This window comes from Kitasatospora sp. NPDC041988, from assembly GCF_055588525.1.
The window spans coordinates 224,536-239,780 of sequence record NZ_JBVJCO010000008.1; the positions used below are offsets into that span (position 1 = coordinate 224,536).

The window sequence follows — 15,245 nt, forward strand, 5'->3', positions numbered from 1 at the left end:
CGCCCGGCGCGGCCTGCCGCCGGCGCGCGGCCACGCCCGGCGGGGCTACATCCGGAAGACGCCGTACGGGCCCGGCTGCGGGAGCGGGGCGTTGGCGCAGGCGGTGAGCGCCAGCCCGAGGACGGTGCGGGTGTCCATCGGGTCGATCACCCCGTCGTCCCAGAGTCGCGCGGTGGCGTAGTAGGCGTTGCCCTGGCGCTCGTACTGTTCGCGGACGGGGCGCTTGAACTCGTCCTCCGCCTCGGCCGGCCACTCCTCGCCCTGCGCCTCCAGCTGGTCGCGGCGGACGGTGGCCAGCACGGAGGCCGCCTGCTCGCCGCCCATCACCGAGATCTTGGCGCCCGGCCACATCCAGAGGAAGCGGGGCGAGTAGGCCCGTCCGCACATCGAGTAGTTGCCGGCTCCGTACGAGCCGCCGATCACCACGGTCAGCTTGGGGACGCGGGTGCAGGCGACGGCATTGACCATCTTGGCGCCGTGCTTGGCGATGCCGCCCGCCTCGTACTGCCGGCCGACCATGAACCCGGTGATGTTCTGGAGGAAGAGGAGGGGGATGCCCCGCTGGTCGCACAACTCGATGAAGTGGGCGCCCTTGAGCGCGGATTCGGAGAAGAGCACACCGTTGTTGGCGACGATGCCGACCTGGTGGCCGTGGATCCGGGCGAAGCCGGTCACCAGGGTCGCACCGTACTCGGCCTTGAACTCGGCGAACCGGCTGCCGTCGACGAGCCGGGCGATCACCTCGCGCACGTCGTACGGCGTGCGCGGGTCGACCGGGACGGCCCCGTACAGGCCGGCCGGGTCGACGGCGGGTGGCTCGGCCGGGGCGAGCGGCCACGGCCGGGGTGCGCGCGGGCCGAGCCCGGCGACGATGGTGCGGACGATGGAGAGGGCGTGGGCGTCGTCCTCGGCCAGGTGGTCCGTCACCCCGGAGGTGCGGGAGTGGAGGTCGCCGCCGCCCAGCTCCTCGGCGGTGACCACCTCGCCGGTGGCGGCCTTCACCAGCGGCGGCCCGCCGAGGAAGATCGTGCCCTGGTTGCGGACGATGACGGCCTGGTCGCTCATCGCCGGGACGTACGCGCCGCCCGCCGTGCAGGAGCCGAGCACGGCGGCGATCTGCGGGATGCCGGCGGCCGAGAGCCTGGCCTGGTTGTAGAAGATCCGGCCGAAGTGGTCGCGGTCGGGGAAGACCTCGTCCTGCATCGGGAGGAAGGCGCCGCCGGAGTCCACCAGGTAGATGCAGGGGAGGCGGTTCTCCAGCGCGACCTCCTGGGCGCGCAGGTGCTTCTTGACCGTCATCGGGTAGTACGTGCCGCCCTTGACGGTGGCGTCGTTGGCGACGACGACCACCTCGCGCCCCGCGACCCGGCCGATGCCCGCGATCACGCCGGCTGCCGGCGCGGCCCCGTCGTACATCCCGTCGGCCGCCAGCGGGGCCAGTTCGAGGAAGGGGGAGGCGGGGTCGAGCAGGGTGTCGACGCGGTCGCGGGGAAGCAGCTTGCCCCGCGCGGTGTGCCGGGCCCGGGCCTTGGCCCCGCCGCCGAGGGCGGCCGCGCCGAGCTTCTCGCGCAGTTCGGCGACCAGGGCGCGGTGCGCCTCGGTGTTGGCCCGGAAGGCCTCCGAGCCCGGGTCGACGGCGGTGCCGAGCCGGGGTGCGGGAGCGGCGGCTCCCGGGGCGACGGATCCGGCAGCCGTACCGGACGGCGAGCCGCCCGCACCTGCCGCGGCTCCGCCTGCCGCGCTGCCGTTGACGCCGGTGGGTACACCGGCGGTGGAGATGACCATTCCCAAGAGCTCCCTTGCCCTCGGCACCAGGTGGGCAGCAGGGCCGGATGAGCCCGCGACCCCCACGTTAATGAGCGTTAACTCGTGCGGCCCAGGTTAACGGCCGATAACCCCACTGTCTACGATGGGCAGCATGTCGAACGTCCCAGCCGCTTCCGGGCTCCCACGCCGTGACCAGATCCGCAAGGAGGCTGCCCGGCTGTTCGCCGCCCGCGGCTTCCTGGGCGTGGGGGTCGACGAGATCGGCAAGGCGGTCGGCATCAGCGGGCCCGGGCTCTACCGGCACTTCGCCGGCAAGGACGCGATGCTCGCCGACCTGCTGATCGGCATCAGCGAGCGCCTCCTGGAGGAGGGCCGCCGCCGGGCGGGCGGGGGCGACGGTGCGGCCGCCGCGCTCGACGCGCTGATCGGCGGGCACGTCGACTTCGCGCTCGACGACCGGGATCTCATCACCCTGCACGACCGTGAGCTGCTGAACCTCAAGGAGGAGGACCGCCGGACCGTCCGCCGACTGCAGCGCGGTTACGTCGAGCTGTGGGTGGACGTCGTCCGGCAGGCCTACCCGCCGCTGGCCGAACCCGCCGCCGAGCCGGTCGCGCGGGCTGCCGTGCACGCCGTCTTCGGTCTGATCAACTCGACCCCGCACAGCGCCGGCCCCAACCCCGCCCAGGGGGACCGGGCCGCCCTCCAGCGCGACGGCATGGCCGCCCTGCTGCACAGCCTCGCGCACGGCGCCTTCTCCGCGGCGGCCGACGCCGCGGCGCGCGGCTGAATCGGCCTGCGCCCCCGCTCCTGCGCCCCCGCCCCTCCCTCCTGGCTGCTTGGCCCGGTCCTCCGGTCCTCCGATCGCCGGTCCTCCGATCACCGGGCGCCCGGGCACCCCGTGCGCTGCCGCCGGGTGCGCTGCCAGCCGGGCGCTGCGACGTGCTGCGGCCTAGGGCTTGTCTGACAATTCGCGTCGCATCAGCGCGCGGCGTTGGGCGCCCGGCTGGGCGTGCCGCCGGAGCGTCCTCGTACTGGACGTACTTGGACGATTCGGCGGTGCGTCCAGGTGGGATGCCTGGCGTCGTGCGCGCGGTGGGAATTGTCAGACAAGCCCTAGGTCCAAAGGAGGGCGGCCTGCTGCGCCGGTGGAAGGTGGGCGTTCGGTGCGTCGTCGTCCACCCTGGTAGCAGGGCACGGGCCGGGGCCGGTCGGGAATCACCGCAGGCTGCGGGCTGTTGGCCCCTCAGCCGGGCCGGACACCCGGCGTGCTCTGGCCGGATAAACCATGGCGGCCACCCGACGGAATGGTTAGCATCCCTAAATATGCCTGAGACTCACGGATCTACGGTGGAGCTTTCCCCGAGCGGCCCCCCACCCGGCACCCGGGGCGCGCCGACAGGTGCCGACGGCACGCGGAGCACCGACAGCGAGCGGAGCACCGACGGCGGCCCGGGTGAGGCCGAGGCCTCCGGCGGCAGCAGTCAGGGCTGGCTGCGGCGGCTGGTCGGCTACTGCGGGCGCTCGCGCCGCAGCCTGCTGCTGGCCTTCGGGGCGTCGCTCGTCGGCATGGCCGTCACCGCGCTGGTCCCGCTGGTCACCAAGCTGATCATCGACGACGTCATCACCGAGCACACCCGCTCCCTGGCCCCGTGGGCCGTGGTGCTGCTGGTGGCGGCCGCCCTGGTGTTCGCCTGTACCCAGGTGCGCCGCTACTACGGCGGCCAGCTCGCCCTAGACGTCCAGCACCACATGCGCAGCGACCTCTTCCGCTCGCTCGGGCGGCTCGACGGGCACCGGCAGGACCGCCTGGACACCGGCCAGGTGGTCGGCCGCGCCACCTCCGATCTCCAGTTGATCAACGGCCTGCTCTCGATGCTGCCGATGATGACCGGCTACCTGCTGATGTTCGTCATGTCGCTGGCCGTGATGCTCTGGCTCTCGCCGCCGCTCACGCTGGTCGCGCTGGTCATGGGCCCGGCCCTCTGGTGGGTCTCGGTCCTCAGCCGCAAGCGGCTGTTCCCGTCCACCTGGGCGGCTCAGCAGGAGGCGGCAGCCGTCGCGGGCGTCGTCGACGAGGCGATCGGCGGCGTCCGGGTGGTCAAGGGCTTCGGCCAGGAGGCCCAGGAGCTGGGCAAACTGGAGGCGGCCTCGCGCAACCTCTTCGCGGCCCGGCTGCGCTCGATCCGGCTCAACAGCCGCTACAACCCGGCAATGCAGGCGATCCCGGCGCTGGCCCAGGTCGCGGTGCTGGCGTTCGGCGGCTGGCTGGCGGTCGACGGCCAGGTCTCGCTCGGCACCTTCGTCGCCTTCTCCACCTACGTGGCGCAGATGACCGGCCCGGTCCGGATGCTGACCATGGTCATCACGGTCGGCCAGCAGGCCCGCGCGGGCGTGGAGCGAGTGCTCCAGTTGATCGACGAGCGCCCGCTGGTGCAGGAGCGCCCGGACGCGGTCGCCCTCGACCTCACCGCCGCCCACCTCTCCGCCGAGCAGGCGGCTGTCGCAGTCGACACTGCCTCCGCGGCCGCCGAGATCACCAAGGCCACCGCGGCCATCGGGACCGCCGAGACCACCGCGGACAGCGGACCGCAGCGCACTGTCGGCCCGCGCACGCCGGACACGGCGCTGGAGTTTGACCGGGTCGAGTTCCGTTACGACCCCGAGCACCCGGCGCCCGTCCTGCACGGGCTCAGCCTGAAGCTGGCCCCCGGCGAGACGCTGGCCCTGGTCGGCGCGTCCGGCTCGGGCAAGTCGACGGTGGCCCAGCTGGTGCCCCGGTTCTACGACCCGGCGGCCGGCGCGGTCCGCCTCTACGGCCACGACCTGCGCGATCTCACCCTCGACTCGGTCCGGGCGGCCGTCGGCATCGTCCCCGAGGAGAGCTTCCTCTTCTCCGAGACGGTCCGCACCAACATCGCGTACGGGCGGCCCGACGCCACCGACGAGCAGATCGTGGCGGCAGCCCGTGCGGCGCAGGCGGACGAGTTCGTCCGGGAGCTGCCCGACGGCTACGAGACCAAGGTCGGCGAGCAGGGCCTCACGCTCTCCGGTGGCCAGCGCCAGCGCATCGCCCTGGCCCGGGCCATCCTCACCGACCCGAGCATCCTGCTGCTGGACGACGCCACCTCGGCGGTCGACCCGCAGATCGAGGCGGAGATCCACGACGCCCTCCGCTCGGTCATGACCGGCCGTACCACCCTGCTGATCGCCCACCGCCGCTCCACCCTCCAACTGGCCGACCGGATCGCCGTGCTGGATCACGGCCGTCTGCTGGACATCGGAACGCACGAGGAGCTCGACGGCCGATGTCCCCAGTACCGGGTCCTGATCTCCGATCCCGAGGCCGGCACGACCAAACCCCCGGCCACCCTCGAAACACCGGCCCAGGCGCTCACGGGACCGCTCACCGGACCGCTCCCCGGACCGCTCGCCGAGAACCCCCCGGCCGAGGGCACCACCACCGAGCCCGCCGACTCGGAGCCCACCGAGCCCACGGCGGACACCGCTGATACGGCGGACACCGCTGATATGGCGGGTACCGCGGACATCGCGGACACCCCCGCGCCGCAGCCCCTCCCCGAGCTGCCGACCCCGGCCCTGGCCAGGGCCGCCCGCGCCGCCGACCCTGACCTCCTGGCCAAGGTCGCCGCCCTCCCGCCGGCCACCGACAGCCCGGCGATCCCCCGGGCCGAGGCCGAGGCGGGCGACCCCGACTTCTCCCTCCGCCGCCTGCTGCGCCCCTTCCGCGGCCCGCTCGCCCTCGCCCTCCTGCTGGTCGCCCTGGACGCCGGCGCCGGCCTGGTGCTGCCGATCCTGATCCGGCACGGCATCGACGACGGCGTGAGCAAGGCCATGATGTCGGGCGTCGCCGTCGCCGCCCTGACCGCCCTGGTGATCGTCCTGCTGGACTGGCTGGTGCAGGGCGCCGAGAACCGGGTCAGCGGCCGCACCGGCGAGCGCGTGCTCTACACGCTCCGCCTCAAGATCTTCGCCCACCTCAACCGGCTCGGCCTGGACTACTACGAGCGCGAGCTGTCCGGCCGGATCATGACCCGGATGACCACCGACCTGGACTCGCTGACGTCCTTCCTGCAGACCGGCGTGGTCACGGCCGTGGTCAGCCTGCTGACCTTCGCCGGCATCTTCGCCGCCCTGCTGGTCATCGACGCCGGCATGGCTCTCGTGGTGTTCGCCGTGCTGCCGCTGCTGGTGGCTGCGACGCTGGTCTTCCGCAAGAAGTCCAAGACGCAGTACGAGATCTCCCGCGACCTGATCAGCACGGTCAACGCCGACCTCCAGGAGAACGTCGCCGGCATGCGGATCGTGCAGGCCTTCCGCCGGCTGGACGCCAACACCGACCGCTTCGTCGCCCGGGGCATGGCCTACCGCGAGGCCCGGGTCCGGGCACAGCTCTACATCTCGCTGTACTTCCCGTTCGTGCAGTTCCTCTCCAGCGTCGCCGCCGCGCTGGTGCTGATCGTGGGTGCCTCGCGGGTCGACTCCGGGACGCTCACCGTCGGCGCGCTGGTCGCCTACCTGCTCTACATCGACCTGTTCTTCGCGCCGGTCAACCAGCTCTCGCAGGTATTCGACGGCTACCAGCAGGCCGCGGTGGGCCTGGGCCGGATCCGCGAGCTGCTGCGCACCCCGACCACCACCGCCGAGGCGGCCGACCCGGTGCCGGTGCAGAAGAGGCTCCGCGGCGAGATCGACTTCGAGGACGTCAGCTTCGCCTACAACGGCGGCGCCGACGGGGCCCCGTCCGTGCTCACCGGCGTCAACCTGCACGTACCTGCAGGCCAGACGGTGGCGCTCGTCGGTGAGACGGGGGCCGGCAAGTCGACCCTGGTCAAGCTGGTCGCCCGGTTCTACGACGCGACCGCCGGCACCGTCCGGGTGGACGGCGTCGACCTGACCCGGTACGACCTGGCGCAGTACCGCCACCGGCTCGGCGTGGTGCCGCAGGAGGCGTACCTGTTCGCGGGCACGGTGCGCGAGGCGATCGCGTACGGCCGGCCCTCGGCCTCGGCGGCCGAGGTGGAGGCGGCGGCCCGGGCGGTGGGCGCGCACGACATGATCGTCCGCCTGTCGGGCGGCTACGACCACGAGGTCACCGGGCGGGGGCGGAACCTCTCCGCCGGGCAGCGCCAGCTGATCGCGCTGGCCCGGGCCGAACTGGTCGACCCGGACATCCTGCTCCTGGACGAGGCCACGGCCGCGCTCGACCTCGCCACCGAGGCGGCGGTCAACCACGCTTCGGACCGGCTCAGCGGGGGCCGCACCACGCTGGTCATCGCCCACCGCCTCACCACCGCCGAACGCGCCGACCGTGTCGTGGTCCTGGACCGCGGCAAGGTGGTCGAGGACGGCACGCACGCCGAACTCGTCGCGCAGGGCGGGGTGTACGCGCGGCTCTGGCAGGCGTTCATCGCCGACGGCCACCCGGCGCCGGAACCAGTGGCCTAGCAACCGCACGGGCGCGGAGACTGCCGAACGGGTCAGGCTGCGATCAGGGAGGAGAGCAGCCCTGAGGCGTCGATCCCGCGCGGCAGGTCACTGACCTGTCCGTCGCCCACCTCCACCACCCGCCAGCCGGAGCCGTCGGCCCGGCTGGCGAGGTCGGTGGTGACGAAGCGGCAGCCGAGGGCCCGGACCAGCGGCCTGACCTCGGTGAGGTCGGGGTCGGCGGTCTGCCCGGGCGCGTCCGGGTGCGGCCCGACCAGTACGGGCTCGCCGTCCAGCCACCACACCCGGGCCTCCACCGGCCGCTCCCCGGCCCCGCCGCGCCCCGGCCCGCCCGAAGGCCCGGCCACCAGCGCGCCCGCTGGGCCCTCCACAGGGCCCTTCACCGCTGCGGGGCTGCCCCCGGCCCGCGCGAACTCCTCGTACCGGCGCAGCACCACACCGCCCGCCAGGAACTCGCCCTGCAGCTCGACGAAGCGCGCCACCACCCGTCCGACGGCGGCCAGGTCGGAGAGCTCGGGGAGGTAACAGGCCTCGTCCCACTCGTGCTTGCGGGACTTCACGTAGTCCTTGACGATCGCCGGGCCGCGCCCGCCGAGCCGTGCGACCGCGGCCGCCAACTGCTCGGGACCGGGCCGGCCCGCCGCCGGGGTCAGCGGAATCCAGGTGCTCGGCGGCGTCGCGCCCTCGAACACGCCGTACCAGCCGGGCAGTTCGTGTGCCGAGGTGTAACTGGGGGCGCTGGTCAGCAAGGTGGCGCCGCGGCCGGCCAGGGCGCGGGCGAAGGCGGCGTAGTCGGCGGAGGGGATCATCCAACCCCGGTACCAGAGCGGGCCGCAGTCCCTCGGCACCCGTCGGACCGCCTCCGCGGTGTCCCCCGCGAGCAGCGCGTCGTGGTCGACGAGGTGCTGCTCACCGCCCAACTCCCGCAGAGTCCGGGCCTCCCAGGCGAAGTGCGGGTCGGGCCGGCGCGGGTTGAGCGGGTCGGCGGGGAAGAGGATCGCTGGTGCGGGCATGGGCGAAAGAGTACGGCCACCGGACGTTCGCGGCGTAGCCAACACCGCTTCTCCCCGCGGTCGGTGCGGCACAGATGCCGCCCCACAACCCAACGCCGACAGGCCGCACCCGGCGCCGTCGCCCGTCCGCCCCCGATCCGCCGCCGTCCGCCCCCAATCCGCTCGACGCCCCGGCACCCGCACTGCGAGAGTGATCCGATGCGAAATCTGCTGCGTCGTGCGAGGCGGACCCCCAGGCAAGCGGCGCGGACTGTGGTGCTGGACGGGAGCGGATCCGTCTTCCTGCTCCGCTCGGACAACAGCGAGGTCGGTGTGCACTGGACGATGCCCGGCGGCGGCATCGAGGCGGGCGAGACACCGTGGACGGGCGCCCGTCGCGAGCTCTGGGAGGAGACCGGCTGGACCGACCTCGAACCGGGGCCGCTGCTCTGCACCTGGGAGCACGACTTCACCTGGCACGGCACGCCCGTGCGCCAGTACGAGCACATCTACCTGACCAGCGGGCCGCACCGGGGCCCGGTCGGCGACGTCAGCGCGGTGCACGCCTTCGACCGGATCCTCGACTGGCGCTGGTGGACCCCGGCCGACCTGGCCGACGAGGACGCCGACGCCCTTTGGCCGTCCAGCCTGCCGGAGTTGCTGGCCGATGTCCGGGACGGCTGGCTCACCGACCGGCGCGAACCGGCGCCCGTCCACCTCGGCTACATCCCGAACGCCCCGACGCCGGCTCCCTGACCACCGGAGCCGCACCACGCGGAACCCGCCGTATGCCGAAGCCGCAGTACGCCGCACCACGCGGACCCGCCGCAGGCCGAAGCCGCACCGATGCGGAATCCGCCGCAGGCCGGACCCTCGCAGGCCGGACCTTCCAGTACGCCGGACCCGCGGCGACTTCGCGTCGGCCCGCCGGGCGCGGCCCGGAGCCTAGAGCGGCGGTCGCCCGCCCCGCCGGCCCGGTCGCCCGGCGGGGCCGGACTGCCAGCCGTGGAGGTCCAGCTCCCGGTCGTGCAACGCGCCCGGGTTGATCAGCACCGACAGCTGCGCCCCGGCCAGCTGTTCGAGGGCGAGGCCGGCGGTCTGCAACAGGTGCTCGGCCGGCGCCGAGACGGCGATGGCGGGTCGCCACGCGGGCAGCACCACCAGGACGGTCCCCCGGCCGATCCGCACCAGCTCGGCCGTCACCCGGACCGGCTGCCGTTCCTCGGTGCGGCCGGCGACCTCGGGGAGGTTCGGACTGCCGCCGATCAGGATGCCGAGCGGCGTCTCGGCCGCCGCGGCCACGGCTCCGCCGGCGGGAGCGGCTCCGCTGACAGGCGCGGCTCCGCCCACGGGCACGGTCGGGTCGGGCTCGCCCCCCGCGACGGCCGGCGGCACCGCCGTAGCCGTCGCCCCACGCTTCTCCGCGGTCTCGACCTCGCCGGCCGGCGCCGCCTCGGGGTGCATCCGGCGCAGCCGCCGCGAGGGCGAGGGCCGCCTGGCCAGGACGGTCCGCGACTCTTCCGGCACGGCTCGCAGAACGGGCACGGCCTGGTCCGCCGCCGCCGTCACCGGCGGCTGGAGCCGTATGAATCCCGCGGTTCCGGCCCCGGCAGACTCCTCCCCGTCGCCGGCTCGTGGCCGGGGAACGGAGTCGCCCCGAGCACCGCCGGCCGCCCCGGAGTCCACCGCCGCCGCGATCGAGCAGAGCGCAGCGGCCGGGGCGGACAAGGTGGCGGCGACGGGGGCGGACGAGCTGACGGAGAGGCGGTCGGCGGTGGACACGCCGCCCGCGGGAAGGTCGGGGGAGGGCAGGCCGGCTGACGGCAGGTCGGAAGCGGTCGAGGTGGGGTGGTCGAGCGTGGTCATCGGCACGAGCCCTTCGGGGTACGGTCCCGACGATCCTCCCGCACGCGGTGATCAGCTCCAAGCGGCTTTGCGCCGGGTGTGGGCGACGACACCGTTCCGCCCCTCTCCGGGCCGGTCCCCGCCGTCGCCCCGCCGTCCGCCTCAGGTGCCCGGCGCGACGAAGCCCTTCAGGTCGGCCAGGACGGCGTTGGCCGCGGTGACGCCGAGCCCGAGGAACCAGGTCTCATCCGAAACCGGCCGGGCCTGACCGGACTTGACCGCGCCGAGGGTCTTCCAGAGCGGTCCGCCGAGCACCGCGTCCTGGTTGGTGGAGCTGGGCGTGCCGTAGACGCCGTGGAAGACCCAGTCGGCGTCGGCCTTGTCGATCTGCTCCGGGCTGATCTCGACGGCCAGCTCCTTGACCTGCTCGATCCTGGGCTGCGGAAGCGCCACGTCGGTGAGGATGGTGCCGATGAAGGACAGTTCGGCGTACAGCCGGGTCTTGCCGGGCATGAACCGCAGCGGCGTGATGGTGGGCCGCTTGTCGCCCAGCTTGGCGCCGATCGCCGTGGCCGCGGCCTGGTAGGCGTCGAGCTGTGCCCTGGCCTCCGCCTCCAGGCCGAACGGGGCGGCGTTCAGCTGGAAGTTCTGCTTCCAGGGGTAGCCGGGGCGCAGCGAGAAGACGGTCGGCGCGATTTTGGAGAGCTGCGCGTACTGGTCCTGGGCGCGTAGCTGGCTGCCGAGGATCAGGTCGGGCTTGAGCGCGGCGATGGCCTCCAGGTTGAGGCTGTTGATGGTGCCGACACCGGCCGGGTTCCCGGCCTTGTCCTTGAGGTAGGACGGCATGTTCTTCGAGCCGTCGGTGTAGACGACGCCGACCGGCTGGATGCCGAGCGAGACGACGTTGTCGAGCTCGCCGGTGTCCAGCACCACGACCCGGACCGGCTTGGCGGGGATGACGGTTTCGCCCATGGCGTGCTTGATGGTGCGCGGGTAGACGCCGGGGGCGGCGTCCGTCCCGAAGCCCTTCATCTTCTCGATCACGGTGGCGTAGTCGTCGCCGCCCTGCTTGACCGACTTCTGGTCGGGCGTCGAGCCGGCCGAGGCGCCGGACGAGGCCTTCGTCGAGCCGGCGGTAGACCCGCCGGACCCGCCCGAGCTGCCGCAGGCGGTGAGGAGTCCGCCCAGGCCGAGGGCGGCGCCGCCGGCGAGCCCGGCGGTGAGGAGCCTGCGGCGGGAGGGGGTGCGGCTGACGACGGTCCGGTCGGCGGGGTGGGGGGCCACGCGACGCTCCTTCTCGATCGATGTTAGGTGAGGCAAACCTATCCGAACCCCTGCGGGGTCGACCGAGAGGCTGTCGGGGTGAGGGTCAAAACGCCTCAAGTCATGACCGGTAGCAGCGGGATCGCGGAGTGAACGACAACAGGGCCGTCCACCTCCTCACCGTGGTCGTGCTGATCGCCTCCGCCACCGCGATGAGCTACCGGGCCGCCTGCGCAACCTCGTCCTCAGGGGCGTCGCCCCACTCCTCGGCGGAGTCCCGCTCAGCGCCGTCTTCCTGCAGACCCTCACCGACGCCTGGGACCCGGAGTACGGCAGCGGCGCCGTCCTCGGCATCGGCTCGGTGTTCGTCATCGGCGTCGGCATCCTGCTGCTCGGCGGCGTGCTGACGACCTGGTACGGCGCCTACCGGCCGGAGTTCTTCCGCGGCGAGACGCTCCGCAAGGACAATCCCGCGCGGTCGTGGAGGACTGACGGGTATCCTCGAGCACATGAAGCGCTTCGCAGGTCTCAACTGGTGGCCGTCCTAGGACGGCCACCAGCCACGCCTGACCAGGGCCGTCCGGATGGACGGCCCTGTTGCGTTTCCCCACGGGACGGGCCCGAGCCCCGGACGGCTGCCACCACCGCCGTACCGAGGAGAAAACCCCATGACCGCTCTCGCCGCCGCCGTCGCCGATTCGACCGCCGCTGCCGCCACCACCACCGCCGACCTGGACGAGCGGATCCGCCGGAACCCGGGCGCCCACCGCGTCCTCACCGGCGACCGCCCCACCGGCCCGCTCCACCTCGGCCACTACTTCGGCACCCTGCAGAACCGGGTCCGCCTCCAGCGCCTCGGCGTCGAGATGTTCGTCGTCGTCGCCGACTACCAGGTCATCACCGACCGCGACCTCGCCGACCGCCTCGCCGAGCACACCGAGAACGTCGTCCTCGACAACCTCGCCGCCGGTCTCGACCCCGAGCAGGCCACGATCTTCGCCCACAGCGCCGTGCCCGCCCTCAACCAGCTGCTGCTGCCCTTCCTCAGCCTGGTCAGCGTCGCCGAGCTGAGCCGCAACCCCACCGTCAAGGACGAGATCGCCCACTCCAGCCAGGCCGCCGTGAACGGGCTGATGTTCACCTACCCCGTCCACCAGGCCGCCGACATCCTCTTCTGCAAGGCCGACGTCGTCCCCGTAGGCCAGGACCAGCTGCCCCACCTCGAAGTCGCCCGCACCATCGCCCGCCGCTTCGACGAGCGCTACCCGCACCCGGACGGCTCCGGCGTCTTCCCCCGCCCCGAGCCGCTGCTCTCCGCCGCCCCGCTGCTGCTCGGCACCGACGGCGGCAAGATGAGCAAGAGCCGCGGCAACGCCGTCTCGCTCTGCGCCGACGAGGACGCCACCGCCCACCTGATCAAGGGAGCCAAGACCGACACCGAGCGTCGGATCACCTACGACCCGGCCACCCGCCCCGAGGTCTCCAGCCTCGTCCTGCTCGCCGCCCTCTGCCAGGACCGCGCGCCCGAAGCGGTCGCCGAGGAGATCGGCGACGGCGGCGGCGCCGCGCTCAAGCGCACGGTGACCGAGGCCGTCAACGAACACCTCCGCCCGATCCGCGCCCGCCGTGCCGAACTCGCCGCCGATCGTGGCTACGTCCGGCAGGTGCTGCGCGCAGGCGCCGAGCGGGCCAACGCCGTCGCGGACGCCACCCTCGACGAGGTCAGGGCGGTGATGGGGTCGATCTGAAGCCTGCGGGGAATATCTTGTCTGGTCGGCGCGGCACGGACGTCGCCGACCAGACACGAATCAACTCTTCCCGTAAGGAACCTGGCAATGGATCAGCGCACTCCCGCGCCCGCCCGAGGCCTGACCCGTCCGCCCCGCCTCCTCCCCGGGGACCGCATCGCCGTGGTCGCCCCCAGCAGCCCCATCGACCCCGAGCGGCTCACCGCCGGGTCCGCGATCCTGCGCTCCTGGGGGCTGGAGGTCACGGTCGGCGAGCACGTCCTCGACACCCACCCCGTTCTCGGCCACCTCGCGGGCACCGACTCCGACCGGGCCGCCGACCTCCAGTCGGCCTGGCTCGACCCCACCGTCGACGCCGTCATCTGCGCCCGCGGCGGTTACGGCGTGCACCGCATCGTCGACCTGCTCGACTGGGACGCCATGCGCGCCGTACCGCCCAAGGTGCTGATCGGCTTCAGCGACGTCAGCTCACTGCACGAGGCCTTCGCCCAGCGGCTCGGCATCGCCACGCTGTACGGGCCGATGAGCGCGGGCGCGTCCTTCATCGAGGACGGCCGGACCGCCGAACACCTGCGCCGCACCCTGTTCGAGCCCGAGGCCACCACGGTCCTCACCTCGGCCACCGCCGAGACCCTCGTCCCGGGCCGCGCCCGCGGCATCACGGCCGGCGGCTGCGTCCACGTCATCACCGCCGAGCGCGGCACACCGGCCGCCCGGCCCTCCTTCGCCGACACCATCCTGGTCCTGGAGGACGTCAACGAACACCCCTACCAGCTCGACCGCCTCATCACCCAGCTGCTGCGCTCCGGCGCGCTCGACGGCGTCGCCGGCGTCGCCCTCGGCTCCTGGGAGGGCTGCGGCCGGCCCGAGCGGGTCAGGGAGGTCATGCTCGACCGGCTCGGCCCGCTCGGCATACCCGTGATCTGGGAGCTGGGCTTCGGCCACAGTCCCTCCACCCTCACCGTCCCGCTCGGCGTCCCCGCTCTCCTCGACGCCGACGCCGGGACCCTCACCCTGGAGACCCCCGCACTCGCCCCGCGAGGCTGACGACAGGCGGGCCGGCCGGGAAGGCGCTCCTTCTCAGTAGGGTGCGCCCATGAACGAGGACACCCTCACCGCCTCCGATCTCGCGGCGCTCGCCCTCGGTCTCCTTCGGGGCCCCGGCAGCAACGCCCGCACCATCCTCGGACTTGCCGGCCCGCCCGGCGCCGGCAAGTCCACCCTGGCCCGGCACCTGGTTGCCGAGGTCGAACGCCGCGAGGGCCCCGGCAGCGCCGCCTACCTCCCGCTCGACGGCTTCCACCTCTCCGCTGCCCAGCTCGACCGTGTCGGCCTGAGCCACCGCAAGGGCGCACCCGCCACCTTCGACGCCCACGGCTACGTCGCCCTGCTGCGCCGGGTCGCCGCAGACCGCTTCCAGGACATCTACGTCCCCGACTTCGACCGCGAGCTCGACGAACCCGTCGCCGCCCGCCACGTCGTCCCACCGCGAGCCCGGCTCGTCATCACCGAGGGCAACTACCTCGCCGCCACCGAACACCCCTGGCCGGACGCCCGCCGACTGCTGCGCGAGCTCTGGTACGTGGACGCCGACGACACCGTCCGCGAGGAGCGCCTGGTCCGCCGCCACCGCGCCGGCGGCCGCGACGAGGCCACTGCCCGGCACTGGGTCAGCACCAACGATCACCCCAACGGCGAGTACGTGAAGGCCGGCCGCGCGCTCTGCACGCGGATCGTCCGGGTCACCGGTTTGCCTGCCGCTCCAGAAGGGCGTAGTGTTCTCTAGTCGCTCGGCAGGGAGCACCGGACACGCATCAGCGCGGACGGTCCCGGGGCGGCCAATCCCTAGAAACATCACTTCCCGGTTCGGGCTGGGTTGCGCCTTGTCTTTTTGACGGTGCAGCTCGGGTCTTATTCGGTGTGCCCGTTTATATGGATTGCGGCCGGATTCGCTTTCTGAAGCGGGGATCGGCTAGAGTTTGAAACGTCGGACGGGGCGTCAAGCCGCAGAAGACAGCAGCGAGTTGGATGAACGAAGCGCCGGAAACGGAGCGGAAATCATCTGGTAAGCTGGAAACACGAAAGAACGAAGCGCCCGGAGGGCCCGCTGGAAGGCGGTCCGAAGGAAGTGTCCGTTCCTTGAGAACTCAACAGCGTGCCA

At 73.1% G+C, this 15,245-nt stretch carries 10 protein-coding genes; 6 read left to right on the plus strand and 4 right to left on the minus strand.

Going from position 1 to position 15,245, the window contains the following annotated elements; all coding sequences use genetic code 11:
- Positions 1-45: 45 nt before the first annotated feature.
- Positions 46-1,785 (minus strand): carboxyl transferase domain-containing protein, encoded by a 1,740-nt coding sequence (locus ACZ6NC_RS11410; protein WP_465731332.1) that lies wholly within the window; start codon positions 1,783-1,785, stop codon positions 46-48.
- Between the two features lie 133 nt (positions 1,786-1,918).
- Here ACZ6NC_RS11410 and ACZ6NC_RS11415 point away from each other — a divergent pair, with 133 nt between their 5' ends.
- Positions 1,919-2,557 carry an SACE_7040 family transcriptional regulator gene (locus ACZ6NC_RS11415; protein ID WP_465731334.1) on the plus strand — a complete coding sequence of 213 codons (639 nt, stop codon included), beginning with the start codon at positions 1,919-1,921 and terminating at the stop codon, positions 2,555-2,557.
- Between the two features lie 536 nt (positions 2,558-3,093).
- A complete protein-coding gene (locus tag ACZ6NC_RS11420) occupies positions 3,094-7,236 on the plus strand; it encodes an ABC transporter ATP-binding protein (RefSeq protein WP_465731336.1) in 4,143 nt (1,380 codons plus the stop codon).
- Positions 7,237-7,268: 32 nt separating this feature from the next.
- On the opposite strand, the gene ACZ6NC_RS11425 is transcribed toward ACZ6NC_RS11420, so the two are convergent.
- Positions 7,269-8,249 carry an ATP-grasp domain-containing protein gene (locus tag ACZ6NC_RS11425; RefSeq protein ID WP_465731338.1) on the minus strand — a complete coding sequence of 327 codons (981 nt, stop codon included), beginning with the start codon at positions 8,247-8,249 and terminating at the stop codon, positions 7,269-7,271.
- Between the two features lie 198 nt (positions 8,250-8,447).
- Between ACZ6NC_RS11425 and ACZ6NC_RS11430 the strand changes: the two genes are divergently transcribed.
- On the plus strand, positions 8,448-8,984 hold the full coding sequence (locus ACZ6NC_RS11430) for an NUDIX domain-containing protein (protein WP_465731340.1): 537 nt from the start codon (positions 8,448-8,450) through the stop codon (positions 8,982-8,984).
- 189 nt (positions 8,985-9,173) lie between these two features.
- Here ACZ6NC_RS11430 and ACZ6NC_RS11435 read toward each other — a convergent pair whose 3' ends face one another.
- Entirely contained in the window at positions 9,174-10,094 is a 921-nt protein-coding gene (locus ACZ6NC_RS11435) for a hypothetical protein (protein ID WP_465731342.1), read from the minus strand.
- A 141-nt stretch (positions 10,095-10,235) separates the two neighbouring features.
- Entirely contained in the window at positions 10,236-11,357 is a 1,122-nt protein-coding gene (locus ACZ6NC_RS11440) for an ABC transporter substrate-binding protein (RefSeq protein WP_465731344.1), read from the minus strand.
- 647 nt (positions 11,358-12,004) lie between these two features.
- Here ACZ6NC_RS11440 and trpS point away from each other — a divergent pair.
- From trpS to ACZ6NC_RS11455, 3 genes are all read left to right on the plus strand, one after another.
- Positions 12,005-13,084, plus strand: coding sequence for a tryptophan--tRNA ligase (gene trpS, locus ACZ6NC_RS11445; RefSeq protein ID WP_465731346.1), 1,080 nt, complete (start codon positions 12,005-12,007; stop codon positions 13,082-13,084).
- An 87-nt stretch (positions 13,085-13,171) separates the two neighbouring features.
- A complete protein-coding gene (locus ACZ6NC_RS11450; RefSeq protein ID WP_465731348.1) occupies positions 13,172-14,131 on the plus strand; it encodes a S66 peptidase family protein in 960 nt (319 codons plus the stop codon).
- Between the two features lie 49 nt (positions 14,132-14,180).
- Positions 14,181-14,870: a nucleoside/nucleotide kinase family protein gene (locus ACZ6NC_RS11455; protein WP_465731350.1), complete on the plus strand. Its 690-nt coding sequence runs from the start codon at positions 14,181-14,183 to the stop codon at positions 14,868-14,870.
- Positions 14,871-15,245: the final 375 nt, after the last annotated feature.